Genomic DNA, 24,517 nt, shown 5'->3' on the forward strand with positions numbered 1-24,517 from the left:
TGGCGGGCCGGTGTGGCGCCCGGCCGCCGGCCCGCCACACCATCACGGCGGCAGACGCTGCTACGACGGCTGCCGCACGCTCCCGCCCCAGTCGTTCTGATGCCAGCCGTCCTGCGGCGTCCACCACCAGTGGTAGAGCGTGTTGGTCGCGCTCTGCGCGAAGTACTGGTGCTGGTCCTCGAAAGCGAACGCGACCGGATCCGCGTACGCCTGGCCGGCCAGGTCCTCGAACACCAACGCGCCGCCTTCTTGCCACCACCAGTGATACAGCCGGTTGCCAGGCCCGCGAGCGACCACGTGCTGCTGGTTGCCGGTCTTGAACGCCGCGGGCGCGCCGGTGAACCGGCCTGGAGCGCGGCCCCACTTGTCGGTGGTCAGCCCGGCCGAGGGATCCCAGTACCAGTGGAAGAGCTGCCCGTCGGCGGCCTGCGTGAACACGTGCTGCTGCTCGCGCCAGACGAAGGTGGTGGGATCGGAGAACGCCTCACCACCCCAGTCCGCGAGATTCGGCTCGGTGTCGTCGAGGCCCCACCACCAGTGGTACAGATGGTTGTTGGTGCCGCGGGCAACCACATGCAGCTGGTTGCCCCAGACAAATGCTGACGGCGTACCAGCCACCTGCGCACCGGTCCACGTATCCGTGCGGACCTCGCCGTCGGCCGGGTCCCACCACGAGTGCGTCAGCGCGCCAGAGGGCGAGCGGGCGAACACATGTTGCTGACCGGACCAGACGACTGCCGCTGGGTCCCCCGCTATGTCGCCCGGCCACTTGCCGTAGTGCGGCGTGGTCTCGCCCTCGATCCACCACCAGCGCAGCAGCTCCCCGGCCGTGCTCCGCGCCACCGCGTGCTGCTGGTTGTACCAGGGGAAACCAGTCACCTTGCCCGCGATCGGGCCGCCGCCGAAGTCGTCCCGCCGCAACCCCGTCGCCGCCGTCCAGTCCCATCGCCCGAGCGATCCGGTCGCCGTCGGCGCGAAGATGACTTCGTGTCCCGCCCGACCCGCATCGGTCCATTGGTACGCCGCCGCGCCCGGGACCTCCTCGACTGCCCGGCCCGGTCCGTACGCCTCGATGTCGTCGACGAACACCCCGGTCGCAGTCGCCGTACCGGTCTTCACGTAGGTAACCCGGACGTACCGGGCCGGGGTCGGCGCGAAGTTCACGTCGTACCAGACGCGCGAGGCACCGTTGGTCGTGCTGACCTGTCCCTTGGCGGTGAAGGTCCTGCCGTCGAGACTGGTCGCGACCGACAGCACGTCCGGTCGATAGTCCGGGTATTCCTCGTAGGCGTGCGCGCGGACCGTGCCGACCGTCTGCATGCCACCGAGGTCGATCGTGACAGCCGGTTCGACGTGCTGACCGGAGGTGAGCTCGTAACCGAACGAGCGGTTGTCACCCCACTCGTCCGCCAGCACGCCGTCGGTCGCCTCCTTCCCGCTGTCCGGGAACCGGCCCGAGGGCGCCGGCTTCGTGTACGGCTTGCCACCGGCCAGGTTCTGCTGCAGCAGCAAGTTCCCGGCGACCTCGAGTTGGTTCAGCTGGAAAGCGCCGCCGCTGGTCTCGGTCACCTCCACCCGCACGTACCGCGCCTTCGCGTTCAACCCGACCACGTCGTCACCACCCGGCCTGGCCAGGTCGTCCTTCGGGTCGAAGGTCCGCGTGCCCGCCTCCGCCCAGTCCGTTCCGTTGTACGACGTGAGCACGCGGTACTGCTTTCCGTACACCGCACCCCAGTTCAGGTGCACCAGGTCGACCTGCGCCTGCCGGCCGAGATCGACCTGCACCCAGTTCGGTCCGGTGGTGGTCGGCCGTCCGTTGGCGAGGTCCTTCGCGACGACCGGCTTCCCGGCCGCCGCGTCGAGCACCATCGCCCGCACCCGCTGCATGTACGAGACGTCCCTCGAGTACTTGTTGCCGTTCTGCGCGACAGCGACCGCCAGATCGTGCGCAAGACCAGGGTTGGTCTTGCCGAGCTTGTTCAGGACCTCCCAGTCCTCCATCCCGTCGCGCAACGCCTCGTAGCGGGTTGACAGCTCGATCGTGTGGTGTGCCTTGTCCGGCCGAACGATGTAGCCGTCGCCCTTCTGGTCCTGCGCGTTGATGTCGAACTGCCAGTTGTTGTACGCCCAGTGCAGGTAGCCGGTGACCCCGCGGCTGTACGAGAACCACATCGTCTGGCGCTGCTGCCACTGCTGCTGGTCGATGAACCGGTTGAAGTAGTCCGCGCCCGGTCCCATGCAGTTGTAGAGCCACAGTGGTTTCCCGGCCCGGCGCTGGTCGTCGAACGCCGCGGGCAGGTCGGTGTACAGCGTCATCTTGGGGATCGCGATGTCGGCCTTCTGGACCAGGTCCCAGGACGTGTCGAACGTCGTCGCGTCCGCCAGTTTCACGTCCGGGTAGTACTTCCTGACCTTGTCGGCGATTTGGAACCAGGTCGCGCCGGCGACGTCCGACCTCGGCTCGTCGCTCACGTGCGTCCAGAACTTGTCCTTCCACCCCTTGTCGACCAGGTGCTGCCGCAGCGCCGGATAGAACTGGCTGTACCAGTTGTCCGCCTCGGGCCGGTCCCACCACACGTAGTCCGGAATCTGGCTGCCGGCCTGCTTCGGAACCACTTCCTCCAGCCAGACGGGGAACCTGCTGTTCCGTTCCGGGGTCTGCGCACCCGCCTGGGTGAAGCCCTCCAGGGTGTGGACGACGCCCTTGTCCAGGAAGCGCTGGACGACCTGGTCGAACCGGCTCCAGTTGAACGTGTACTTCCCCGCGGCATCGACCGTGCTGCCGCCGTCGGTGAGCAGGTTGATCATCGGCAGCTGCAGGTTGTTCTGCCGGTACTTCTTCATCACGTCGGCCCAGTTGTCGATCAGCTGCCACCAGTCCGGGCTGTACCGGTCGTAGCCGTAGAACAGCTTGATCGTGTCGCCCTTGCCGATGTCCCACGAGGTCAGGCCGAGGAAGTTCGTCCACATCACGTTGGTGAACTCGCTCTGGTTCGCCGGCGGGATCACCACGTTGCGGGCGTTGACCGCGATCGGTACGCCGATGTCGCCGTTCGTCGTCCGTACCAGTGCCAGGCCACGGTAGATCCCGCCCGCGGCCGTCGCCGGCACGTGCACCCGTACCCACAACGACTGGGTCTGGTCCGCCGGAACCGCGATGCTCGTCTCGTTCAGCAGGCGGTCCGGGAAGTCCCCTGGCGCCTTCCGGATCGTTGGGTACACCTCGGCCGACGGCTTGTTCAGGTACTCGTACCCGACCGGGTTGTAGCTGAGCTCGCTCACCGGGATCGTGTCCGACGGTCCGGCCAGCGGCGTGAAGTCGATCCCGGTCACGGTGAAGGCCGCGGGCCCGCGGAGCACGATCTGCGCACCCTCGATGTCGTTCTTCGCCGTATCGAGCCGGATGTCGTCCCGGCCCTCGAACGAGCGGGTGCTGTCCTTGAACACCGAGTTGTACGCCGGCTCCACCCACGACGCCGGCCTCGCGCCGGCAGCGACGGCCGGCCGCGGCGCAGCCACCGCGACGGCGCCGCCGAGGACCAGGGCCGCCGCCATCGTCATCCGCACCCAGCGCATCCGTCGCATCACGGCCTCCAGCTGTCGTCTGCCTCGACGTCAGCATGGCCGCAACCCTTTTACCGCTAAAAGCCCTGCGACCCAGATCGAATGGTCTCTTGGAACACGGTTCAGTCGGCCCGGGATTGCGGTGCCGGCCGGTCGGCGGCCGGTCCGGTCCGACGGGCCGAGCCTCGCCAGACGGCAGCCAGTTGATCCTTACTGCCTGCTGACAGTTCCCGCCGCGCTCCCGGAAGGCCCTGTCCGGCGGTCACGTCCGTCGGGGTCATCTCCCGCCGGCGCCCACCCGGACCGCCGCCGGGCAGGCCGAAACCACCCCTGACGACGCCGTTCCCAGCCGTCGCCGGCGTGTCGACCCGCGGTGCTTGCCCCGCCGACTGCCCCTCAGCGGACCGCGCTTCGACCTGCGGCGCTTCGGAGGCCGACTGAATGCCGTGGTCGGACCGAATCGCCTGCACGGCTCGATCCACCTCGGCCGTAGCTCGGTGGCGAGATTCCTCGGTCGACACCGCCGGGGCGACGCGATCGATGGCCACGCTGAGCCGCTCGCGAGTCTCCGCGTAGACCTCGGCCGGGACCGGCGTCGAAGCCAACAGGGCGCCCGCGATCTGCCACGCCTTCTGAGCGGGCGGCGCGGTCATGACCGTGTTCAGGAACGCAGCCCGCTCGACGCCCGCACGATCAGCCAGGTCGTCAAGGAAACCGCGGACCGCCTCCTCCCTCGTGGTCAGCTCGAGCGTCTTCGGCGGGCGCAGCAACCTCTTGGCCGTCCCCTTGCTGATCACGCCCTCGGCCAGGTGGCCCTCGGTCTGCCGCCGACGACCGGGGTCGAGCGGCGCAGAACCCGCCAACTCCCGGAACGTGCGGTCGTTCAGGTGCGCCAGCACTCCTTGCGGCGCGCGGAGGCGGTCCAGTATCGGCCCGAAGTTCGTCTTCGCCCAGAGCGCATTGACCTCGTGCGAGAACAGGTGTTGCTCGATCGTGGCTGCACGGTTCCAGGCCTCGTCCCCCCGGCGCATCGACTGCGGCAGCCCGTCAACGCCTTCGTCGAGATGCGGCCTGCGGTGCGCCGGAGCATCCGGAGCGGGTGACTCCGCACTGTGTGCGGCCACTGCGACGAGCTCGTACAGGGTGTCCCGCTGTTCGTCGATCGACGATCCCAGGTCAGGTTCACCCCATGGCCGGCCCGTTCGGCCCGCCAGCTCACCGATCACCTCGAACGATCGCTGGCCGAGGTAGAGCCGCCCGTCCTGCCGGCCGCCCTCCCAGCGGACCAGCTTGGTGTCCGCGTCCGTTCCCAGTTCGGCCCGCCAGAACGCCACCTGGGACGCACCGCTGTGCTCCTGGACGGCGAGGGCGACACGTTCGACAGCCAGCCGGATCCGGACATGCCGCACCCCACCCTGGTCGGGGCGGGCGTACTGCTCCTGCTGCCGGTCCTGGAAGTCCTGGATCTGGCGGCGGGTGTAGAAATAGCCGTTGATCCTGACGAAGCCGACATCAGCAGCCATGTTCCGCAGTATGCCGTGGCCGAGGGCCAGCGGCCGCTGGCCCCGCAGCCACTACGCCGGCGAGACGATGTCCGGCGCGCCCAGGCGGACCTTGTCGGCGGACTCGTCGTCGGGCTGGTCCTGGGAGTCGCGTTCGGACTGGACGCGCTGGGTGTAGAACGACACCTCGCGCTCGATCGTCGCCTCGTCCCAGCCGAGGATCGGTGCGACCAGCCGGGCTGCCGCTTCGGCCGCGCCGACGCCGCGGTCCCAGGCCTCGATCGAGATCCGGGTCCGCCGGGCCAGGATGTCGTCCAGGTGCCGTGCGCCCTCGGCCTTGGCGCCGTACACGATCTCGGCCTTCAGGTAGTCCTGCGTGCCGGGCAGCTGCTCGCCCAGCGACGGGTCGTCCGCGACCAGCGCGAGGACCTCGTCGATCAGCGCGCCGTACCGGTTGAGCAGGTGCTCGATCCGGGCCACGTGCAGCCCGGACCGCTGCGCGATCAGGTGCCGCTGGTTCCACAGCGCCTGGTACCCGTCGGCGCCGACCAGCGGGATGTTCTTCGTGACGCTCTTCGGGACCCGCCCGTCGAGCGCGGCCGCGGCCGCGTCGATCGCGTCCTTGGCCATCACCCGGTACGTCGTGTACTTGCCACCGGCAACCACCACGAGACCGGGCGCCGCGTGCGCGACGACGTGCTCGCGGGACAGCTTCGACGTACTCTCGGACTCCCCGGCGAGCAGCGGCCGGAGCCCGGCGTATACGCCCTCGACGTCCTCGCGGGTCAGCGGGGTGGTGAGGACGGCGTTGACGTGGTCGAGCAGGTACTCGATGTCCTTGCTGGTGGCGGCCGGGTGCGCCTTGTCCAGGTTCCAGTCGGTGTCCGTGGTGCCGATCAGCCAGTGCCGGCCCCACGGGATGATGAACAGCACCGACTTCTCGGTCCGCAGGATCATCCCGGTGCTGGACTGGATCCGGTCCTTCGGGACGACGAGGTGGATGCCCTTCGAGGCGCGCACGTGATACTGACCGCGCTCCCCCACCATCGCCTGGGTATCGTCGGTCCAGACCCCGGTCGCGTTCACGACCTGCTTCGCCCGGACCTCGAACTCGCGCCCGCTCTCCAGGTCCTTCGCCTGGACGCCGGTCACCCGCTCGCCCTGCCGGAGGAACCCGGTCACCTTCACCCGGTTCGCGACATGCGCGCCGTACGACGCTGCTGTCCGGGCGAGCTCCATCGTGTGCCGGGCGTCGTCGACCTGCGCGTCGTAGTACTGCAGTGCGCCGACCAGCGCGGACTTCTTCAGCGACGGCACCAGCCGCATCGCGCCGCGGCGGGTCAGGTGCCGGTGGATCGGCAGCCCGGCTCCCAGTCCCGAGCTGATCGCCATCCCGTCGTACAGCGCCACGCCGGAGCCGGCGTAGAACCGCTCCCACCACCGGTGCTGGAGCGGGTAGAGGAACGGCACCGGCTTGACCAGGTGCGGTGCCAGGCGTTGCAGGAGCAGGCCGCGCTCCTGCAACGCCTCGTGCACGAGTCGGAAGTCGAGCATCTCCAGGTAGCGCAGACCACCGTGGATCAGCTTACTGGACCGGCTGGACGTGCCGCTGGCGAAGTCACGCGCCTCCAGCAGTCCGGTGGTCAGGCCGCGGGTCGCGGCGTCCAGGGCCGAACCGGTGCCGACCACCCCGCCACCGATCACCAGGACGTCCAGTTCGCGTCCGTCGGCCATCGCGTCGATCGCGTCGGCCCTTGCTTGCGGTGACAGTGCAACTACAGCCACTGTGCTTTCCTCCGAACTCGTTGTTACCTGCCAGCCCTCACGGCACTGACGGCCCTGACGGTCAGTCGACGTCGACCCAGTCGAGCGTGCGCTGGACGGCCTTCTGCCAGCCGGCGTATCCCTTGGCGCGCTGCTCGTCCGTCCACTGCGGCTCCCACCGCTTGTCCTCGTTCCAGTTCTGCACCAGCTCGTCCTTGTTCTTCCAGAAGCCCACGGCGAGGCCGGCCGCGTACGCCGCCCCGAGTGCGGTGGTCTCCGCGACGACCGGCTTGCTCACCGGTACGCCGAGGATGTCGGCCTGCATCTGCATGGCCAGCTCGTTGGCGGTGACGCCGCCGTCGACCTTCAGCACGTCGAGCGTCACCCCCGAGTCCTTCTCCATCGCGTCCGAGACGTCCTTGCTCTGGTAGCAGATCGCTTCCAGTGTTGCTCGCGCCAGGTGAGCGTTGGTGTTGAACCGGGACAGCCCGACGATCGCGCCGCGGGCGTCGGAGCGCCAGTACGGCGCGAACAGGCCGGAGAACGCGGGGACGAAGTACACGCCGCCGTTGTCCTCGACCTGCCGGGCCAGCGTCTCGGTCTCACTCGCGCCGGAGATGATGCCGAGCTGGTCCCGCAGCCATTGCACCGCGGAGCCGGTCACGGCGATCGAGCCCTCGAGCGCGTAGACCGGAGCCTCGTCGCCGAACTTGTAGCACATCGTGGTGAGCAGGCCGGCCTTCGACCGGACCAGCTCGGTGCCCGTGTTCAGCAGCATGAAGTTGCCGGTGCCGTAGGTGTTCTTGGCCTCGCCCGGGTTGAAGCAGACCTGCCCGACGGTGGCCGCCTGCTGGTCGCCCAGGTCACCGGTCAGCGGTACGACGCCACCCAGCGGGCCGTTCGCCAGCGTCTCGCCGTACTTGCTCGGATCCGACGAGGGCCGGATCTCCGGCAGCATCTGCCGCGGGATGTTGAAGAACGAGATCAGCTCGTCGTCCCAGTCGAGCGTCTCCAGGTTCATCAGCATGGTCCGGCTGGCGTTCGTCACGTCGGTGACGTGGACGCCGCCGTCGGTGCCGCCCGTGAGGTTCCAGAGCAGCCAGGTGTCGGTGTTCCCGAAGACCGCGTCGCCGGCCTCGGCCGCTTCGCGGACCCCGTCGACGTTCTCCAGGATCCACTGCACCTTCCCGGCCGAGAAGTACGTCGCCGGCGGCAGCCCGGCCTTCTGCCGGATCACGTCGCCCTTGCCCTCGCGCTCCAAAGCGGAGGCGATCCGGTCGGTGCGGGTGTCCTGCCAGACGATCGCGTTGTAGTACGGACGGCCGGTCTTCCGGTTCCACACCACCGCCGTCTCACGCTGGTTGGTGATGCCGAGCGCCGCGAGGTCGCTCGGCTGCAGGTTGTTCGCGTTCAGCGCGGTCCGGATGACCGAGCTGGTCCGCTCCCAGATCTCCACCGGGTTGTGCTCGACCCAGCCGGCCTGCGGCAGGATCTGGTCGTGCTCCAGCTGGTGCTTGCCCACCTCGTTGCCGGAGTGGTCGAAGATCATGAAGCGGGTGCTCGTGGTGCCCTGGTCGACGGCACCGACGAAGTCAGCCATGGAAAGTCCTCTCCTCACACATCTGCGTGCTCAGGTCCGTGCTCAGGTCCGTGGTCACGCGGCGGTCTTCTCCTCGGGGATCCGGCCCGGCTCCTCGTCCTCGTCCGCGATCGGCAGGAACCGCCCGACCAGGACGTCGTAGATGAGCGCGCCGAGCAGCGCACCGATGATCGGTGCCACGATCGGCACCCAGAAGTAGACGTCCCCGAACTGATCCTTGAACGCTCCTCCGTACCCGGTGAAGAACGACGCCAGCCGCGGCCCGAAGTCGCGGGCGGGGTTGATCGCGTAGCCGGCGTTGGTGCCCCAGGCCATGCCGATCCCGACCACCAGCAGGCCGACGATGAACGGCGCGAGGTTCATCCCGGGGGACGTGTTGCGGACGTCGGTGATCGCCAGGATGACGAGCATCAGGATCGCGGTACCGATGATCTGGTCCCGGAAGCCGCCCCACAGGTGCACGCCGAGGTCCATGCTGCCGTTGCCGGGCAGCGTGGAGAACACACCCTGGGTCTTGATGGTCAGGCCGGGGTCGACCTTGTGCAGTGCTTCGGTGTAGTTCCAGCGAACCACGAGCGCCGCCAGGAACGCTCCGAGGAACTGCGACAGCGCGTACGGCAGGACCTTCCGCCAGCTGAACCCGCGGAACGCCGCCAGCGCGATCGTCACCGCCGGGTTCAGGTGCGCGCCGGTCATCCGGCCGGCGACGTAGATGCCGAGCGTGACGCCGAGACCCCACGCCCAGGCGATCGAGTCGTGGCCGCCGATACCGCCGGCCACCACCTGCGCCACCACGCCGCAGCCGAACAGGATCAGGATGAACGTGCCCGCGAGCTCCGCGGAACACTCCCCCAGGAGGGTTTTCGCCTTGACCGCTTCGGTCGTAGCCATACCGAGCCTCCCTTCCGCTTACAAGCCAGCCGTGACGACCACGGCTGGCTGGAATCTAGGAGCGATCTCCGGCGGGTACAACGCCCGCCGTTCGACATTGTCGAACGGCGGGCCGCAGTCCCCGGGCTGCGACACTCGGTGAGCTACTGATCACTCAGAGACAGAGATACAGGCCCTGCGGGCCGCGGAGCGTCGCGATCAGGCGGACCGGGCCGGGCTCGACCGGGAGCGTGAGGAACAGCGTGGCAAGGACTGCCTGGACCTCGTCGGCCTGTGGATGCGTCGCGCTGAAGTCGGAGAGCTCGACGGTCGGGAGGTCCGTGGTCGGGTGCGGTGCGTCGCCCCAGTCGATCAGGAACGGTACGACGCCGTCGTACAAGAACTTGGTGACCCGCCAGCTGAGTTCCGCTCCGTTCGCGTTGCGTCTGGAGAGCTGGGTCAGCGGGCCGAAGTCGACGCCGGCTGCGCGCGCGGTGGCTACGAAGGAGTCGGCGTCGTCCGGGTGGATCGCCCAGGTGAACAGGCGCTCCTCGTCGAACGGAAACGGCCATTCGACGGTTCGATCCGCCTCGGGGTCGCGGCCGAGGAACTCGAGGTAGGACGTCCCGCCGAGGCCGACGAGGTAGTTGCGGGTCCCCCAGCGGTCGTGGCGGCCGCCTTCGACCGGTCGGACGCCGGTCGCCGCGGCGAACGCGTCGACGGTCGCATCGAGGTCCGGGGTGCCCAGAACGAGGTGGTCGAGCAGGGGTTCCAGCATTTCCGGCATCTGTACGCCTTTCGATGGATGACCGGCCCGATGGGTTATTCCTAGCATCAACGGCAAGGGAGAGGCGGGTGGTGCGGGGTGCGGCGGTCGCTGATTCTCGACGCCTGCCTGGCGGTGATTGTCGCGGGCGTCGCCGTACCGTCGACGCTCGGCGGAGCCTCCGCAGTCGGGGTACTGGGGGCCGGTCGGGGCGTGACGGGGTGGGGGTGGTTGTTGTTCGCGGCCGTCCATATGCCGCTGGTTTGGCGGCGGCGGTGGCCGGTGGTGGTGTTCTGGGCGGTGCTCGGGGTCGTTGGGGTCTGTGTGGCGATCGGGGTGACCGGGGTGTTCCTGGTCCTGGCGCCGTTGTTCGCCTTGTACACGCTGACGCGGCATGCGGCGTGGGAGGCGGTGTGGCCGGGGCTTGGGGCGAGTGTGGCGGTGCTGGCGGTGGCGGGTGTGTTCAGCGGTGCCGGTTGGACGACGTTGGTCGGGATCAGCGCTGTGCTCGCGGTCGGGTGTCTGATGGGGATCGCGTGGCGGTTGCGCGCAGGTGCGGCGGCTGAGCGGACCCGGCATCTGCGGCAAGAGCTGGCCGCCGAGGCGCGGATGGCGGCGGAGGCTCAGCGGGAGGAGCTGGCCCGCGAGGTGCATGATGTCGTCGCCCACAACCTCGCGGTCATGGTGGCCCTCGCGGACGGGGCGCTGGCCACGATCGAGACCGATCGATCACAAGCGACGGACCTGATCGAGCGATCAGCCGCGACCGGTCGATCGGCGCTGGGTGAGATGCGGCGATTGGTCGGAGTACTGCGGACTGCCGACCGCCCGACACTTTCCGACCTACCCGGCCTGATCACCCGCGTCCAGCAAGCGGGTTTACACGTCTCACTTACCGGGACACTCCCCGAGGTGCCCGCCGAGGTCGGATTCGTTGCCTACCGCATCATTCAGGAGTCTCTGACCAACACTCTCAAACACGGTGGTGACGGTGTGACGGCGGCAGTCGCCATCTCGGCCACCACTGAGATCCTGACGCTGACGATCACCGACACCGGTGGCTCACCATCCCAACGCGCACCCGGCGGGCACGGGCTCGATGGGCTTGCGGAGCGGGTGGCTGCTTGTGGCGGCACCTTCTCGGCTGGGCCTGCCGAAGCCGGGTGGAGGGTCGAAGCTGTGCTGCGACTGGAGGCCGGGGGGTGATCAGGGTTTTGCTGGCTGATGATCAGGCTTTGTTGCGGCTCGGGTTCACGGCGTTTCTCGGGCAGGAGCCTGATCTCGACGTGGTGGGTGAGGCGGGGACGGGCCGGGAAGCGCTCCGGATGGTTCGGGCGCTCCGTCCTGACGTCGTGCTGATGGATGTGCGGATGCCGGTGCTGGACGGGATCGAGGCGACCCGGCAGATCGTCGCCACCGAAACGAGCACCCGGGTGCTGGTGCTGACGACCTTCGACCTGGACGAGTACGTGTATTCCGCGCTCCGCGCCGGTGCTTCCGGATTCATGCTCAAGGACGCGCAGCCGGCCGACCTCGCCGCCGCGATCCGCACGGTCGCCGCCGGGAACGCGGCTGTCGCACCGAGCGTCACCCGGCGGCTGATCGAGGCCTTCACACCGCACTTGCCGACCGGACCGCGACCCGACCCGCTCGAGACCCTCACCGACCGCGAGCGCGAAGTCGTCCTCCAGGTCGCCCGCGGTCGCTCCAACCACGAGATCGCCGACCGGCTGCACCTGTCCGAGGCCACCGTCAAGGTCCACGTCAGCCGGATCCTGACCAAACTCGCCCTCCGCGACCGCGCCCAGCTGATCGTGCACGCCTACGAGAACGGTGTGATCCAACCGGGCGAAAACTGAGTCAACCGATCCGTGCCGGTCGGCGTCAGCCCTGTGGGTCACCTCGACTGTGGACTCGACTGGAGGGGTTCGATGAACGTATCGCTGCTCGGGGGCTGGTTTCCGGCGATGCTCGACGTGGTCGCGGCCGCGGCGTTGCTGCTCGCGACCGGCTGGCGTGACCGGAGCTGGCGCTGGCGAGCGCTCCCGTGGATCGTCGGCGGCGCGGCGGTCGGCACACTGATCGCGGCGTACCCCGGAGCGAAGCTGGTCGGCGTCACCGACCCGCTGCCGTTCCGGGTCTGGCTGTGGTTCGGGATCGGCCTGGCGGCGATCATCGTGCTGGCCGTCGGCTGGCGCAGCGCCCGCTGGTGGCGACGCGGTACGGCGGTGGTCGCGATCGCCCTCGCCGGTCTCGTGTTCGCGAACCAGATCAACCAGTTCGTCGGCTACTACCCGACCATCGACTCCGCGATGAACGACTGGAACGACACCCCCGTCCCCGGTCAGGTCTCGGTCGCGGGCCTGGCCCACGAGGCCGGTACGTCGAAGCTGCCGCCGGCCGGCCGGATCGTCGCCGTCGACATCCCGGCGACGTACAGCGGGTTCAAGCACCGCCAGGAGCTCGTCTACCTGCCGCCGATCTGGTTCCGCAAGCACCGCCCCGCGCTCCCGGTCGTCGAGATGATCGGCGGCGAACGCGGCAACCCGCGCGACTGGATCCGCCTCGGCGGCGCCGAACAGGTCTCGGACGCCTACGCGCACCGGCACCACGGCTACGCCCCGATCCTGGTCTTCACCGACCCGACGGCGAACTTCGACAACGACACCGAGTGCGTCAACGGTCCGCGCGGCAACGCCACCGACCACCTCGACCAGGACATCCCGCAGTACGTCGAGAAGACCTTCGGCGCCTCCACCGACCCGCGGCAGTGGGCCGTCGCCGGCTTCTCGATGGGCGGCACCTGCTCGCTCGACCTGGTCGTCGAGCACCCGAACATCTTCACCCACTTCATCGACATCTCCGGCGACCTCGCGCCGTACACGGGTGACGGCAGCCAGACCCTGCACGACCTGTACGGCGGAAGCGTCGCGCTCGAGCACGCGAACGAGCCGCTCCTGGTGATGAAGGCGCACGGCCCGTACCAGGGCGTGAACGGCCTCTTCCTGACCAGCACGCAGGAGCTCCGCCACCAGCACGAGGCCGCAGAGCTGTCCAAGGCCGCCGCCCAGGTGGGCATCTGGTCCCAGGTACACGTCTCCCCCGGCACGCACGTCTGGCAGTTCGCGGCACCGGCGTTCGCGACCGCATATCCTTGGCTGGCCAACCAGCTCGCGACCCCGGCGGTCCCGCACCACGAAGCGAGGCACCAGAAACCGGCGTGACCCACACACTGCGACGGCTCACCACGAGTCTGCTTCTCGTCGCCCTCCTGGCCGGCTTGACCGGCGGCGACGCGGTCAGCGAGGTACTGCGGCCTGCGCTCCAGCCGGCCGGTCAGCTCCGGGTGGTCGCGCTCGGCGACTCGGTCACCTCCGGCCACAACTGCAACTGCGCCGGCTTCCCGCAGATGTACGGCGGCCTTCTCGCCGACCGCACCGGCGCCCCGGTCGCGGTGAACAACCTCGGCGTGGCCGGCCTCGACTCCAACGGCCTGCTCACGAGCCTCGACCGCCGCAACTCCACGATGCAGGTGGTGACTGCCGCGGCCGACGTCGTACTGCTCACCATCGGCGCGAACGACTTCAGCGACCACCAGGACGACGTCACCGGCGGCCAGTGCTCGACCGAGTGCACCACGGACGAGCTGGACGAGCTCACCACGAACATGCGCCGGATCATCGGCCAGATCCACACCCTCCGCGGGGGCAGCCCGACCACGATCCTGGTCACCGGCTACTGGAACGTCTTCCAGGACGGCGACGTCGCCCGCCGCAGGTACCCGCCGCCCGGCCGGCTCGCCTCCGACCAGCTGACCCGCGAGGCAAACAAACTCATCGCCGACGTAGGCCACTCGGACCAGGCAACCTACGTCGACATCTACAACCCGTTCGAAGACCACCCGGCCGGCATCACCACGCTCCTGGCCCCCGACGGCGACCACCCGAACGCGGCCGGCCACCGACTGATCGCCCAGCTCCTGCTCGCGGCCACACCCAACGGTCTGGGCGTCACATCGCGTCAAGGCGGATAGAGACCCCCTACCAACGAGGGAACCTGATGCCCGACAGAAGCGGTACGGCGGCGTTCGCGGAGTTCGCCGCCGCCCGGCAACCGGCGCTCTACCGATACGCCTACCTCCTGACCGGCGACCGCGGTCTGGCCGAGGACCTGGTGCAGGAGTCGCTGATCAAGCTGTACGTCGCCTGGCCCCGGATCCGCACCCGCGCCGGCGTCGAGCCGTACGTCCGGCGCGTGATCACCAACACCGCGGTCTCCTGGTGGCGCCGCAAGGCGTGGCGCGCCGAGCGCCCGAACGACGACGTACCCGAGCAGCCCGAGCAGCCAGGGCAGCAGGGGCCAGGTGACGACGTGGACGCCCGGGTGTGGCTGTGGGCCGAGATCCTCCGGCTCCCGGTCCGGCAGCGCGCTGCTGTCGTTCTGCGCTACTACGAGGACCTCACCGAACCGCAGACCGCCGAGATCCTCGGCTGCTCGGTCGGGACCGTGAAGAGCCAGGTCGCCGCCGCGCTCGCGAAGCTCCGCGCTCGGCTGGGCGACGACCTGCCCCTCCTGGACACCGCAGGGAGCAACTGATGAACGATCTGCTCAAGGACACCCTGACCTGGCGGGCCGAGACCACCGAACCGGCACCGCTCGACCTCGACGCGCTGATCGACGCCGGCCGGCGCCGGAGCCGCCGACGCCGGTTCACCATCGCCGCGACCACCACCGTCGTCGCGCTCGCCGCGCTGGCGACCGGATTCACCGCGGTCCGTGCCATCGGCAACGACCCCGGCCCGGCCGGACGCTCCGCGCCGTACACCGAACACCGCCCGACCTATGCCATCGGCAACGTCATCCACTACGGCAAGGACACGATCCGGGCGGCCGGCAAGGTCACCGCGATGGCGCAGACAGACGCGGGGCTGGTGTACGCCACCGGAGAACCGGACCACCCGGGCGAGGTCACGCTCCTCGACGGCAGCGGAAAGCACGTCCTCGGCGGTCGCACCCAGTACCCGAGCCTGATCTCCGACGGCCACTCCGTCATCGCCTGGTTCGAGGAGGAGGCTGCCGGTGCACCGTCCGGTCGCTACGTGGTGTACGACGTCTCCCAGCACAGCCAGCTGCTCCAGCTACCGCTCGACACAAAGACCACGAACGTCACCACAATCGACCGCGGCTTCGTCTACGTGATGGCTACGACCCGGCTCGACCGCATCGACCTCCGGACCGGCAAGCGCTCCCAGGTCCGGGACACCCAAGGCAGGTCTCCCGTCGACATCTCCGGCCGGAACTACCTGTTGACCGAACCGGCCGGGCCTGCTTGGGCCCTCTTCCTCGGCGATCTTCTCGGCCCAGGTCATCAGCGCGTGGCCGGCGGCCTGCCCACCTGGGTCGGAGGCTTCGCGCCGGACGGCAAGCACGCGGTCGTCGGGCCGGACGACGAAGGCGTGCCGGCCGGGCGGTTGCAGGTCAACACGGTTCCGGCCGGCAAGGAACTGTCGATCGGCAGCACGGCCTATCGCTGGCAGCGGTTCGCCGGCTGGCTGGACAACGACCGGTTCACGATGGTCGCGGCCAAGGACCGGACCTGGCCCGCCGACCTGCTGACCTGCTCGATCGCCGCCGCGAACTGCACGGTCACGAAGCCGAACGTCGCACCCAGCGAGAGCGGCATCGTCTACCTGTCCCGGTGACAGCAACGCAGAGCGCCTGGCGATCGGATCGCCAGGCGCTCTGTTGCCAACTCATGGTTGCCGACGCGTGGTTGCCGGCTCGTGGATCAGCTCGCCGGAGCCGCCGCGGCCGGCTTGTCCGTGACGGTCAGGTTCTCCGGGAAGTGGCAGGCGGTCTGGTGGCCTGGCTTCAGCTCGATCAGCGGTGGTTCCTGGGTCTTGCAGATCTCCTGGGCCTTCCAGCAGCGGGTGTGGAAGCGGCAGGCCGGCGGCGGGTTGATCGGGCTCGGGACGTCGCCCTGGAGGCGGATCCGCTCCTGCTTGGCCTTGCGGCGGGTGTCGGGGACCGGGACGGCCGAGAGCAGCGCGACCGTGTACGGGTGCATCGGGCGTTCGTACAGGCTGACCCGGTCGGCCAGCTCGACGATCTTGCCGAGGTACATCACCGCGACCCGGTCCGACACGTGCCGGACCACCGACAGGTCGTGCGCGATCATCACGTACGTCAGGTCGAGCTCTTCCTGGAGGTCCTCGAGCAGGTTCACCACCTGCGCCTGGATCGACACGTCCAGCGCGGACACCGGTTCGTCGGCGACGATCAGCTTCGGCCGCAGCGCCAGGGTCCGGGCGATCCCGATCCGCTGCCGCTGACCGCCCGAGAACTCGTGCGGGTACCGGTTGTAGTGCTCCGGGCTCAGGCCGACCAGCTCGAGCAGCTCCTGCACGGCCCGCTTCACACCGTGCTCGGTCCGCACGTTCTGCAGCTTGAACGGCGCACCGACGATCTTGCCGACCGTGTGCCGCGGGTTCAGCGAGCCGTACGGGTCCTGGAAGATCATCTGGACGTCGCGGCGCAACGGCCGCATCCGTCCTTCGCTGAGGTGGCTGATGTCGCGGCCCTCGAAGACGATCTTGCCGGACGTCGGCTCGAGCAGCCGCGTCAGCAACCGGCCGGTGGTGGTCTTGCCGCAACCGGACTCCCCCACCAGCGAGAACGTCTCGCCGCGAGTCACGCTGAAGGTCAGGCCGTCGACTGCCTGGACGGCACCGGCCTGGCGCTGCAGGATACCCTTGCGGATCGGGAAGTGCTTCACGAGCCCGTCGACCGACAGCAGTTCCTCGCCGATCGCGGGGACAGCGGGCGTCGGTTCGGCGTCAGTAGTGGTCACAGTCGTCCCGTTCAGAGCTTCGGCTTGATGTCGGTCTCCCACGCCTGCTGGCGGTCCTTCGGGGAGAGATGGCAGGCGACCAGGTGGCCGTTGCCGGTGTCGAGCAGCTCCGGCCGCTCGGTCTCGCTGGCGCCGCCGTTCAGGTGCGCGTAGTTGCAGCGCGGGTTGAACGCGCAGCCCGGCGGCACGTTGATCAGGCTCGGCGGGGTGCCCTTGATCGGGATCAGCCGCTCGGTGCGCTCCCGGTCGATCCGCGGCATCGAGCCCAGCAGGCCCCAGGTGTACGGGTGCTGCGGCCGGTCGAAGATGTCCTCCGCGCTGCCGTACTCGGCCGCGCGGCCGGCGTACATCACCTGGATGTCGTCGGCCAGCTCGGCCACCACGCCCAGGTCGTGGGTGATGATGATGACGGCCGAGTTGAACTCGCGCTGCAGGTCCCGGATCAGGTCCAGGATCTGCGCCTGCACGGTGACGTCGAGGGCCGTCGTCGGCTCGTCGGCGATCAGCAGGTCGGGATCGCAGGACAGCGCCATCGCGATCATCGCGCGCTGCCGCATCCCGCCGGAGAACTGGTGCGGGTACGCGTCCACCCGCCGGTCGGGCTGCGGGATGCCGACCCGGTCGAGCATCTCGATCGCGTGCTTGCGCGCGACCTGCTTGCTGACCTCGTTGTGCACCCGGTAGGCCTCGATGATCTGGTGCCCGACGGTGTAGAAGGGGTGCATCGCGGACAGCGGGTCCTGGAAGATCATCGCCATCCGCTTGCCGCGCAGCAGCCGCACCTCTTCCCGGGTCGACGCGACCAGGTCCTGGCCGTCGAGGAAGATCTGCCCGCTGATCTTGGCCACACCCGGCGGGTGCAGCCCCATGATCGACAGGCTCGTCACGCTCTTGCCGGAGCCGGACTCGCCCACGATCCCGAGCGTCTTGCCGCGCTCGAGCTTGAACGAGACCCCGTCAACGGACTTCACCACCCCGTCGTCGGTGGGGAAGTGCACCTTCAGGTCGCGGACGTCGAGGAACGCCTCGCCCCGCTCGATCCGCTGCGGAGTGTCCTGAACTTCTGAGATGGGCTCGGTCACGAGATGCGCACCCTCGGGTCGACGACGGCGTACAGGAGGTCAACGATCAGGTTCGCCAGCACGATGAAGAACGCCGCGACCAGCGTCACGCCGAGCACCTTCGGCAGGTCGTTGGCCCGCAGCGCGATGACGGCGTACTGGCCGAGGCCGGGCAGCGAGAACGTCGTCTCGGTCAGGATCGCACCGCCCAGCAGCAGCCCGAGGTCGAGACCGAAGATGGTCAGGATCGGGGTCAGCGCGGAGCGCAGGCCGTGTTTCAGGATCACGTCCCGCTCGGTCAGGCCCTTGGCCCGGGCGGTCCGGACGAAGTCTTCGTTCATCGTCTCGAGCATGCCGGCCCGCGTGAGGCGCGCGTACGCCGCGGCGTAGAGGAAGGCCAGCGTCACCCACGGGAGGATCAGGTCGTAGGCCCACCACACCGGGTTCGGCTCGTCGAGTGGATTCGTGCCGCCCTGGACCGTCCAGCCCAGGCCGTAACTGAAGATCGACAGCGACAGCAGACCGGTGAAGAAGATCGGCAGCGAGACGCCGGCCAGCGCGACCGACATCAGCGACCGGTCCAGGACCGACCCCCGTCTCAGTGCCGAGATGATGCCGGTGCCGACGCCGGTCACCAGCCAGATGAACGCCGCTCCGCCGGCGAGCGACGCGGTCACCGGTATTCGGGCGACCAGGTCCGGCCAGACCGGGGTCTGGGTCAGGAACGAGTACCCGAAGCAGGGCGCCGGGCACCGCTCGGTCGCCGGGCCGTAGTTGTAGTCCGCCCCGACGACCAGCCCCTTCACGAAGCGGCCGTACTGCACGTACAGCGGATCGGTGAAGCCGAGCCGCTCGGCGGTCTCGTGGACCTGCTCCTTGCCCACGCTCTTGCCGACGTAGCGGGACGCCAGGTCGTCGGCGGTCGCGCCGCCGAGCTTGGGGACCAGGAAGAAGATGGAGAACGTGACGGCCGTGACGATGAAGAGCAGGACCACTGCTCCGATCACCCGGCGGACCAGATATGCGAACACCGTGCTCGGCGTGGTGGCCGATGATCATCGCTGATCACCGGCCACCGTCAGCCTTCACCTACCTCTGCTGGCGATTGTTGTACTAGGCAACCTCTAGGGCTACCGACGGGGCAACTACTTCTGCGCGAGCCCGATCGCCGCGTAGTCGTACATGTTCTGGCCGTCGTTGGTGAAGACGTTGGCCAGCGTGTCCGGACGGTACAGCAGGCCCTTGGCCCAGATGCCCGGCAGCACGGCCGCGTTCTCCATCACCTTCTTGTCCACGTCGACCCAGGTCTGGTTGCGCTGACCCTCGTCGGTGGTGGACATCGCCTTGTCGATCAACTGGTCGACCTCGGGGATCTTGATGCCGAGGTTCGAGTTACCACCGGTCGCCCGGATCACCCGGCTGTCGACGATCTGGCTGAGGAAGCCGAAGCCGTCGTTCCAGTCCGCACCCCAGCTGTAGACGATCAGGCCGAGCTTGTTCGCCTTCGCGAAGTCCGGCTTGCCGGCGTACAGCTTCAGGTAGTCACCGGTCGGGTACGGCTTCGTGGTCAGCACGATGCCGGCCTTCTTCAGCGACTGCTGCAGCGTCTCCGCGACGGCCTTCTCCTTGCCGCGGTCCGCGCGGTAGGTGATGTTCAGCGGGAAGCCGTTCGGCTGACCGCACTGCTTCAGCTCGTCCTTGGCCTTGTCGACGTTGCCGTTCTTGTCCGTCTCGAAGCCGTAGTCGTCGAACTTCTGCGCACCGGCGACACCCGGCGGCATCAGGTTCGTCGCGATGTCACCGCCGATCGGGCCGCCGTAGGCGCGCTGGTAGCCCTCGTGGTCCGCGGCGTACAGCACCGCCTTGCGGCAGTGGATGTTGTTCAGCGGCGGCACGTCGGTGTTCAGCACCGTGAAGTTGAGTCGCGGCGCCGGCACGTTGTCGGCGTGCGACTTCAGGTTCGGGTCGGCCAGGATCTTCGCCTGGGTCTCCGGCTGCACACCGGTACCGGCGATGTCGACGTCGAGATCACCGGCGATCAGCCGGTTGTCGATGTCGGAGCCGTCGACGTTGAACGCGACGGTGATCTTGTCCGGCAGCGCCTTCCGGCCCGAGTCCGGGTCGGTCGACGCGTCGTACTGGTCGTTGCGGACCAGGGCCATGCCCGTGTTCGCGTTGTAGCTCTCGAACTTGTACGGACCGGTCGCGACCGGGTGCTCCTTGTACTTCGCACCGGTGTCCTTGGCCTTCGGCACCGGGGCCGTCGACGGGAGCTGGGCGAGGTAGTCGAAGCTGGAGAACGGCTTGCTCAGGTGGAAGACGATCGTGTTGTCGTCCGGCGTCTCCATCGCCTTCGCGACCCCGGAGAGCGACGGGTCCTTGTAGACGCTGTAGCCCTTGGGCACGTCCAGCAGGTAGTCGTTGAAGTACGTCGGGCCGTTCGGCAGCGTCGCCTTGTCCAGCGAGCGCGCCACGGCGTACTTGACGTCCTTCGAGGTGACCGGCGTGCCGTCCTCGAACTTGATCCCCTTGCGGAGGTGGTACGTCCAGGTCTTCGCGCCGTCGCTCGGCTCGCCCGGCTTCTCGGCGAGGTCCGGCACCGGCTTCGCACCCTCGGCGCCCGGAGCGGCCTTGAAGGTCATCAGCGGCCGGACGTAGTTCCGGACCAGGTTCCAGGACAGGCCGTAGTAGGTGTCACCGGGGTCTGTGGAGTCCCACAGCTCGGTGATCGCCATCCGGAGCGTGCCGCCCTTCTTGTCGCTCGGGTTGAAGACCTTCCCGACCGCCGCGTTGAACTCCGCCTTGGTGGTGCCGCCCCCACCGCCGCCGGACCCGCCGGATGTGGCCTTGGGTCCCCCACAAGCCACCAGGCTCAGGGCGACGGCCGCACTGACGGCGGTTGCCGTCGTGATGCGATTCCATCTCATTCTTTGTTGCACCCCTTTTTTCGTGAGAGCCAGGCTCCCTGGTTGGAGAAAAGTCCTACCGCGAGCGCGGGTCCAGTGCGTCGCGCAAGCCGTCGCCGAACAGGTTGAAGGCAAGAACTGTGACGAAGATCGACAGGCCGGGCGGGATCATGTACATCGGGTCGACCGCGTACCACTTGGCGGCGACCGACAGCATGTCGCCCCAGCTCGCGGTCGGCGGCCGGACACCGACACCGAGGTACGACAGACCGGCCTCGAACAGGACGTTGGTCGGGATCAGCAGCGTCGCGTAGACCAGGATCGGGGCGATCAGGTTCGGCAGCAGCTCGGTGAACAGGATGTACGGCCGCCGGGCGCCCAGGCTGCGCGCCGCGTCGACGAACTCCCGCTCGCGCAGCGACAGCGTCTGACCGCGGATGATGCGGCCGATGTACGGCCAGCTGAAGAAGCCGATGATGAACACGATCAGCGCGACCCGCAGCGGGTCACCGGACAGGCCGAGCACCGAGTCCGGGATGGCGCCGACCAGCGCCAGCGCGAACAGCACGAGCGGGAACGCCAGGAAGATGTCCATCAGCCGGCTGATCAGCGTGTCGACCCAGCCGCCGAAGTACCCGGCGATGATGCCCATCGCGACGCCGATCACCACCGACAGCAGCGTGGCCAGGAACGCGATCAGCAGCGAGATCCGGGCGCCGTACACGATCCGGGCGAAAATGTCGCGGCCGCTGGTCGCCTCGATGCCGAACGGGTGGTCCCAACTGATCCCGCCGAGCTTGCCGATCGGCGTCTGCAACGACGGGTCGACCAGGTCCTGGTGGAAGTCGTTCGGCGTGACCCCGACCAGCTTGCAGATCAGCGGCGCGAAGATCGCGACCAGGATCAGGAACACCACGAAGAACCCACCGGCGATCGCGACCTTGTCGCGCTTCAGCCGCATCCACGAGATCTGCCAGAGCGAGCGGCCCTCGATCTTGCCGGCGCCTTCGAGGACGGCCTCGGGCTTGGCTGCCGATGCTCCGGGCTCTACCTCGAGTGGCGTGCTCACGCGATGGGTACCCCTGCCTGGTTGTAGTTCGACCCGGATCCTCGGTGCTGGCAGAACCCGGTAGTAGCTGCCGCCTTAACCTGCCGCCATTACAGCCCGGAGTCAAACGCGGAAAGTGCTGCGTTGCCCGATCGTGATCGTCAGGAAATCGTCCCGTATCGTGGACTTTCCGCAGTAAAGCACGCTGTCGTACCCACGGTCGCCGACGCCTTGCGAACCGTTACTGTCATGGCATTTTTGTGTCAGCGCCGCAATGCGGAGAGATGGAGGAACGACAGCGGGTCGATGGCCGCCGTGACGTTCTCCACATCCTTGCTCGTCAGCACGGCGAGGTGTCCCTGCCAGCTCGGGATCACCGGCGCGTCATGCGCGAGCACTCCCTGTAGCTGACCGATCAGGTCGTCGCGCTTCAGTCCGTTCTGCTCGATGCGTTCCTGCTGCAGCAACTTCGTTGCCGCCGACGACCGGTAGCCGTTCGCCTGGAACGCGCCGTCGGGCGCCACGAACGGCGCGAGATAGTCGTCCGCGTCCGGGTACTCCGGGATCCACCCGGCCTGGTACAGGTCGTACGCCCCGGCTTTGGTCGCCTGCTGGTACTGCGGCCACTCCACCGCGCGCAGCGTCACCTTGAACAGCCCGGACGCCTCCAGCTGCCGCTTCAGCTCGAGCACCTCGAGCTTCCCGCCGGCGCCGTACTGCGTGGGCGTCCAGCCGACCGTCAGCGGTACAGGTACGGCGATGTTCGCGTCCTTGAGCATCGCCGCCGCGGCCACCTTGCTCGGCTGCTTGTACTCCGTCTTGAACGCGTCGACCTGCCCGCCGAAACCGGCCGGTACGACGGAGTACAGCGGCGAGACGTGGTCGCCGTACGCCTTCTTCGCGATCGCGTTCCGGTCGATCAGCTGCGCGACCGCCCGCCGGATCGCGGGCCTGCGCGCGAGCAGCGACTTCATGTGGAAGGCGAAGAAGCGGATGTCCGCGTAGTTCGACTCGATGACCTGGACCTTGTCGGACTTGCGCGCCGCGTCGAGGAGGCTCGGCCCGAAGCCGTGGAAGGCGAGGTCGGCCTTGCCGGTGATGACCGCCTGGTAGAGCGCGGTCGAGTCCTTGAGGATCGAGATCGTGACGCCGTCGTTCTGCGCGCCGCGCGGCCCGCGGTACCCGGCGAACTTCGCGAGCGTGATCTGGTCACCCGGCTTGTACGACGAGAGCTGGTACGGGCCGCTGCCCATCGCCCTGTCGCCGAGGAGCTTGTTCGCCGGGTAGGACTCCTCGTCGACGATCGACATCGCGGTCGTGGTCAGCAGGTACGGCAGCCGCGCGTCCGGAGTGGTCAGGTTGAACACCGCGGTCAGCTCGTCCGGCGTACTCACGGATTTCACCGAGGAGAACAGGCCGGCCGCTCCCCCGGGCGTCCTCAGCTTGACCAGCCGGTCGAAGCTGAACTTCACGTCCGACGCGGTCAGCTCGTGCCCGTTCGGGAAGGTCAGGTGCTCCTTCAGGCTGCACGTGTATGTCGTCGGCGAGTCGAACTGGCAGTCCGCGGCGTCCGGCACCGGGGTCGGCTTGTCCGGAAGGATGGTGAGCAGGGTCTGGAACAGGTTCGCCTGCACGGTCCGCGAACCCACGTCGTACACACCGGCCGGGTCGAGCGAGGTGACGTGGTCGGTGGTCGCGAGCTTGAGCAGCGACAGCTTCGGCGTGGGGTCGCCGGGATGCGGTGCGTTGTCGTCCGGCTGACCACAAGCCGCCAGACCCACTCCCAGTGCGCCCACGGCAACGGCAGCCGATACCCGGCGCACCAACTCGCTCACTCTGTCACCTTCCCCAGCCCGTTACCCCAACAACGCCCCCGAGGGCCACCAGGTGACGGTAGCTCCTCATCGGAGCAGAGCGCGCAGGGACTCCGGGCTGAGCGGCTCGAGCGACTCGACGATCAGCCGGCGCGGAGCCTCGGGGATCGTCACCCAGTGCGGTACGGCGACAACGTACGCCCCGGCCGCCGTACCGGCCGTGGCGCCGGTGACCGAGTCCTCGATCACGACGCAGCTGACCGGGTCGACCCCGAGCTTCGCGGCCGCGGTCAGGTACGGCTGGGGGTGCGGCTTGCCCAGCGTCACCTCGTCACCGGCGACGATCACGTCGAACGGGTCGGCCGGGACGTGCGTCAGCACCGCGTCGATCATCGACCGGTACGACGCCGAGACGAGCGCGCAGGGCACGTCCTCCTTCCGGAGGGCCTGCAGCAGCTCGAGCGCGCCGGGCTGGAACGTCACGTCCCTGCGGAGCGCCTCGATGACCTCGCCGAAGATCCGCTCCGCGAGCTGGTCGCCGGTGATCACGCCGGCCGGGATGCGGCTCATCCACACCTCGACGGCGTCCCGCAGGTCGCTGCCGACCAGGCTGACGCAGTCCTCGAGGGTCCAGGTCGCGCCGAGCGACGGGAGCAGCTCGAGCTGCACCTCGGCCCACACCTTCTCCGAGTCGACCAACGTCCCGTCCATGTCCCACAGCACAGCTTGCAGGGCCGGCACCCGCTGCTCCTCTTCGTCGTACACACTGATC

Annotated in this window: 19 protein-coding genes; 6 read left to right on the plus strand and 13 right to left on the minus strand. The window is 68.6% G+C overall.

Annotated elements, in window-relative coordinates; translation table 11 throughout:
• Positions 1-60 precede the first annotated feature (60 nt).
• From AB0E69_RS06625 to AB0E69_RS06650, 6 genes are all read right to left on the minus strand, one after another.
• The gene (locus tag AB0E69_RS06625; RefSeq protein ID WP_360140689.1) at positions 61-3,585 is read right to left on the minus strand and encodes a glycoside hydrolase domain-containing protein; all 3,525 of its coding nucleotides are present in this window, start codon (positions 3,583-3,585) and stop codon (positions 61-63) included.
• Positions 3,586-3,686: 101 nt separating this feature from the next.
• A complete protein-coding gene (locus tag AB0E69_RS06630) occupies positions 3,687-5,087 on the minus strand; it encodes a hypothetical protein (protein ID WP_360140692.1) in 1,401 nt (466 codons plus the stop codon).
• 51 nt (positions 5,088-5,138) lie between these two features.
• Complete coding sequence (locus tag AB0E69_RS06635; protein WP_360140695.1) at positions 5,139-6,851, minus strand: glycerol-3-phosphate dehydrogenase/oxidase; 1,713 nt, start codon at positions 6,849-6,851, stop codon at positions 5,139-5,141.
• A gap of 61 nt (positions 6,852-6,912) precedes the next feature.
• The gene (gene glpK / locus AB0E69_RS06640; protein WP_360140698.1) at positions 6,913-8,430 is read right to left on the minus strand and encodes a glycerol kinase GlpK; all 1,518 of its coding nucleotides are present in this window, start codon (positions 8,428-8,430) and stop codon (positions 6,913-6,915) included.
• 54 nt (positions 8,431-8,484) lie between these two features.
• A complete protein-coding gene (locus tag AB0E69_RS06645) occupies positions 8,485-9,321 on the minus strand; it encodes an MIP/aquaporin family protein (RefSeq protein ID WP_360140701.1) in 837 nt (278 codons plus the stop codon).
• Positions 9,322-9,475: 154 nt separating this feature from the next.
• Positions 9,476-10,087, minus strand: a complete 612-nt coding sequence (locus AB0E69_RS06650) for a VOC family protein (protein ID WP_360140704.1) — start codon at positions 10,085-10,087, stop codon at positions 9,476-9,478.
• A 78-nt stretch (positions 10,088-10,165) separates the two neighbouring features.
• On the opposite strand from AB0E69_RS06650, the gene AB0E69_RS06655 reads away from it, so the two are divergent.
• The 6 genes from AB0E69_RS06655 to AB0E69_RS06680 all read left to right on the plus strand — a co-directional run bounded on the left by AB0E69_RS06655 (position 10,166) and on the right by AB0E69_RS06680 (position 15,768).
• The gene (locus tag AB0E69_RS06655; RefSeq protein ID WP_360140707.1) at positions 10,166-11,272 is read left to right on the plus strand and encodes a histidine kinase; all 1,107 of its coding nucleotides are present in this window, start codon (positions 10,166-10,168) and stop codon (positions 11,270-11,272) included.
• Positions 11,269-11,925: a response regulator transcription factor gene (locus AB0E69_RS06660; RefSeq protein ID WP_360140710.1), complete on the plus strand. Its 657-nt coding sequence runs from the start codon at positions 11,269-11,271 to the stop codon at positions 11,923-11,925. Before AB0E69_RS06655 ends, AB0E69_RS06660 begins: the two co-directional genes overlap by 4 nt.
• A 72-nt stretch (positions 11,926-11,997) precedes the next feature.
• Entirely contained in the window at positions 11,998-13,290 is a 1,293-nt protein-coding gene (locus AB0E69_RS06665; RefSeq protein WP_360140713.1) for an alpha/beta hydrolase-fold protein, read from the plus strand.
• Positions 13,287-14,099 (plus strand): SGNH/GDSL hydrolase family protein, encoded by an 813-nt coding sequence (locus AB0E69_RS06670; protein WP_360140716.1) that lies wholly within the window; start codon positions 13,287-13,289, stop codon positions 14,097-14,099. Before AB0E69_RS06665 ends, AB0E69_RS06670 begins: the two co-directional genes overlap by 4 nt.
• Positions 14,100-14,125: 26 nt before the next feature.
• A complete protein-coding gene (locus AB0E69_RS06675) occupies positions 14,126-14,662 on the plus strand; it encodes a SigE family RNA polymerase sigma factor (protein ID WP_360140719.1) in 537 nt (178 codons plus the stop codon).
• The gene (locus tag AB0E69_RS06680) at positions 14,662-15,768 is read left to right on the plus strand and encodes a hypothetical protein (protein WP_360140722.1); all 1,107 of its coding nucleotides are present in this window, start codon (positions 14,662-14,664) and stop codon (positions 15,766-15,768) included. The genes AB0E69_RS06675 and AB0E69_RS06680 overlap by 1 nt, the downstream gene beginning before the upstream one ends.
• An 86-nt stretch (positions 15,769-15,854) precedes the next feature.
• Here the strand turns inward: AB0E69_RS06680 and AB0E69_RS06685 are convergent, their stop codons facing one another.
• The 7 genes from AB0E69_RS06685 to AB0E69_RS06715 form a co-directional block, all read right to left on the minus strand.
• Positions 15,855-16,916, minus strand: a complete 1,062-nt coding sequence (locus AB0E69_RS06685) for a dipeptide ABC transporter ATP-binding protein (RefSeq protein ID WP_360140725.1) — start codon at positions 16,914-16,916, stop codon at positions 15,855-15,857.
• 11 nt (positions 16,917-16,927) lie between these two features.
• A complete protein-coding gene (locus AB0E69_RS06690) occupies positions 16,928-17,998 on the minus strand; it encodes an ABC transporter ATP-binding protein (protein ID WP_360140728.1) in 1,071 nt (356 codons plus the stop codon).
• Positions 17,995-19,008, minus strand: coding sequence for an ABC transporter permease (locus tag AB0E69_RS06695; protein ID WP_360140731.1), 1,014 nt, complete (start codon positions 19,006-19,008; stop codon positions 17,995-17,997). The genes AB0E69_RS06690 and AB0E69_RS06695 overlap by 4 nt, the downstream gene beginning before the upstream one ends.
• Positions 19,009-19,122: 114 nt before the next feature.
• Entirely contained in the window at positions 19,123-20,904 is a 1,782-nt protein-coding gene (locus AB0E69_RS06700; protein WP_360140734.1) for an ABC transporter substrate-binding protein, read from the minus strand.
• A gap of 55 nt (positions 20,905-20,959) precedes the next feature.
• On the minus strand, positions 20,960-21,952 hold the full coding sequence (locus AB0E69_RS06705; RefSeq protein WP_360140737.1) for an ABC transporter permease: 993 nt from the start codon (positions 21,950-21,952) through the stop codon (positions 20,960-20,962).
• Between the two features lie 242 nt (positions 21,953-22,194).
• Positions 22,195-23,766 carry an ABC transporter substrate-binding protein gene (locus AB0E69_RS06710; RefSeq protein WP_360140743.1) on the minus strand — a complete coding sequence of 524 codons (1,572 nt, stop codon included), beginning with the start codon at positions 23,764-23,766 and terminating at the stop codon, positions 22,195-22,197.
• A 66-nt stretch (positions 23,767-23,832) separates the two neighbouring features.
• Positions 23,833-24,510 (minus strand): HAD family phosphatase, encoded by a 678-nt coding sequence (locus tag AB0E69_RS06715; protein ID WP_360140746.1) that lies wholly within the window; start codon positions 24,508-24,510, stop codon positions 23,833-23,835.
• Positions 24,511-24,517: the final 7 nt, after the last annotated feature.

This window comes from Kribbella sp. NPDC026611 (genome assembly GCF_040638345.1).
Lineage (GTDB): Bacteria > Actinomycetota > Actinomycetes > Propionibacteriales > Kribbellaceae > Kribbella.

What these genes read in the sequence shown, in the direction of transcription:
- AB0E69_RS06700 (WP_360140734.1), bottom strand. Translation starts at nt 20,904, where the DNA reads ATGAGATGGAATCGCATCACGACGGCAACCGCCGTCAGTGCGGCCGTC.
- AB0E69_RS06650 (WP_360140704.1), bottom strand. Translation starts at nt 10,087, where the DNA reads ATGCCGGAAATGCTGGAACCCCTGCTCGACCACCTCGTTCTGGGCACC.
- glpK (WP_360140698.1), bottom strand. Translation starts at nt 8,430, where the DNA reads ATGGCTGACTTCGTCGGTGCCGTCGACCAGGGCACCACGAGCACCCGC.
- AB0E69_RS06680 (WP_360140722.1), top strand. Translation starts at nt 14,662, where the DNA reads ATGAACGATCTGCTCAAGGACACCCTGACCTGGCGGGCCGAGACCACC.
- AB0E69_RS06625 (WP_360140689.1), bottom strand. Translation starts at nt 3,585, where the DNA reads ATGCGACGGATGCGCTGGGTGCGGATGACGATGGCGGCGGCCCTGGTC.
- AB0E69_RS06675 (WP_360140719.1), top strand. Translation starts at nt 14,126, where the DNA reads ATGCCCGACAGAAGCGGTACGGCGGCGTTCGCGGAGTTCGCCGCCGCC.
- AB0E69_RS06665 (WP_360140713.1), top strand. Translation starts at nt 11,998, where the DNA reads ATGAACGTATCGCTGCTCGGGGGCTGGTTTCCGGCGATGCTCGACGTG.
- AB0E69_RS06645 (WP_360140701.1), bottom strand. Translation starts at nt 9,321, where the DNA reads ATGGCTACGACCGAAGCGGTCAAGGCGAAAACCCTCCTGGGGGAGTGT.
- AB0E69_RS06630 (WP_360140692.1), bottom strand. Translation starts at nt 5,087, where the DNA reads ATGGCTGCTGATGTCGGCTTCGTCAGGATCAACGGCTATTTCTACACC.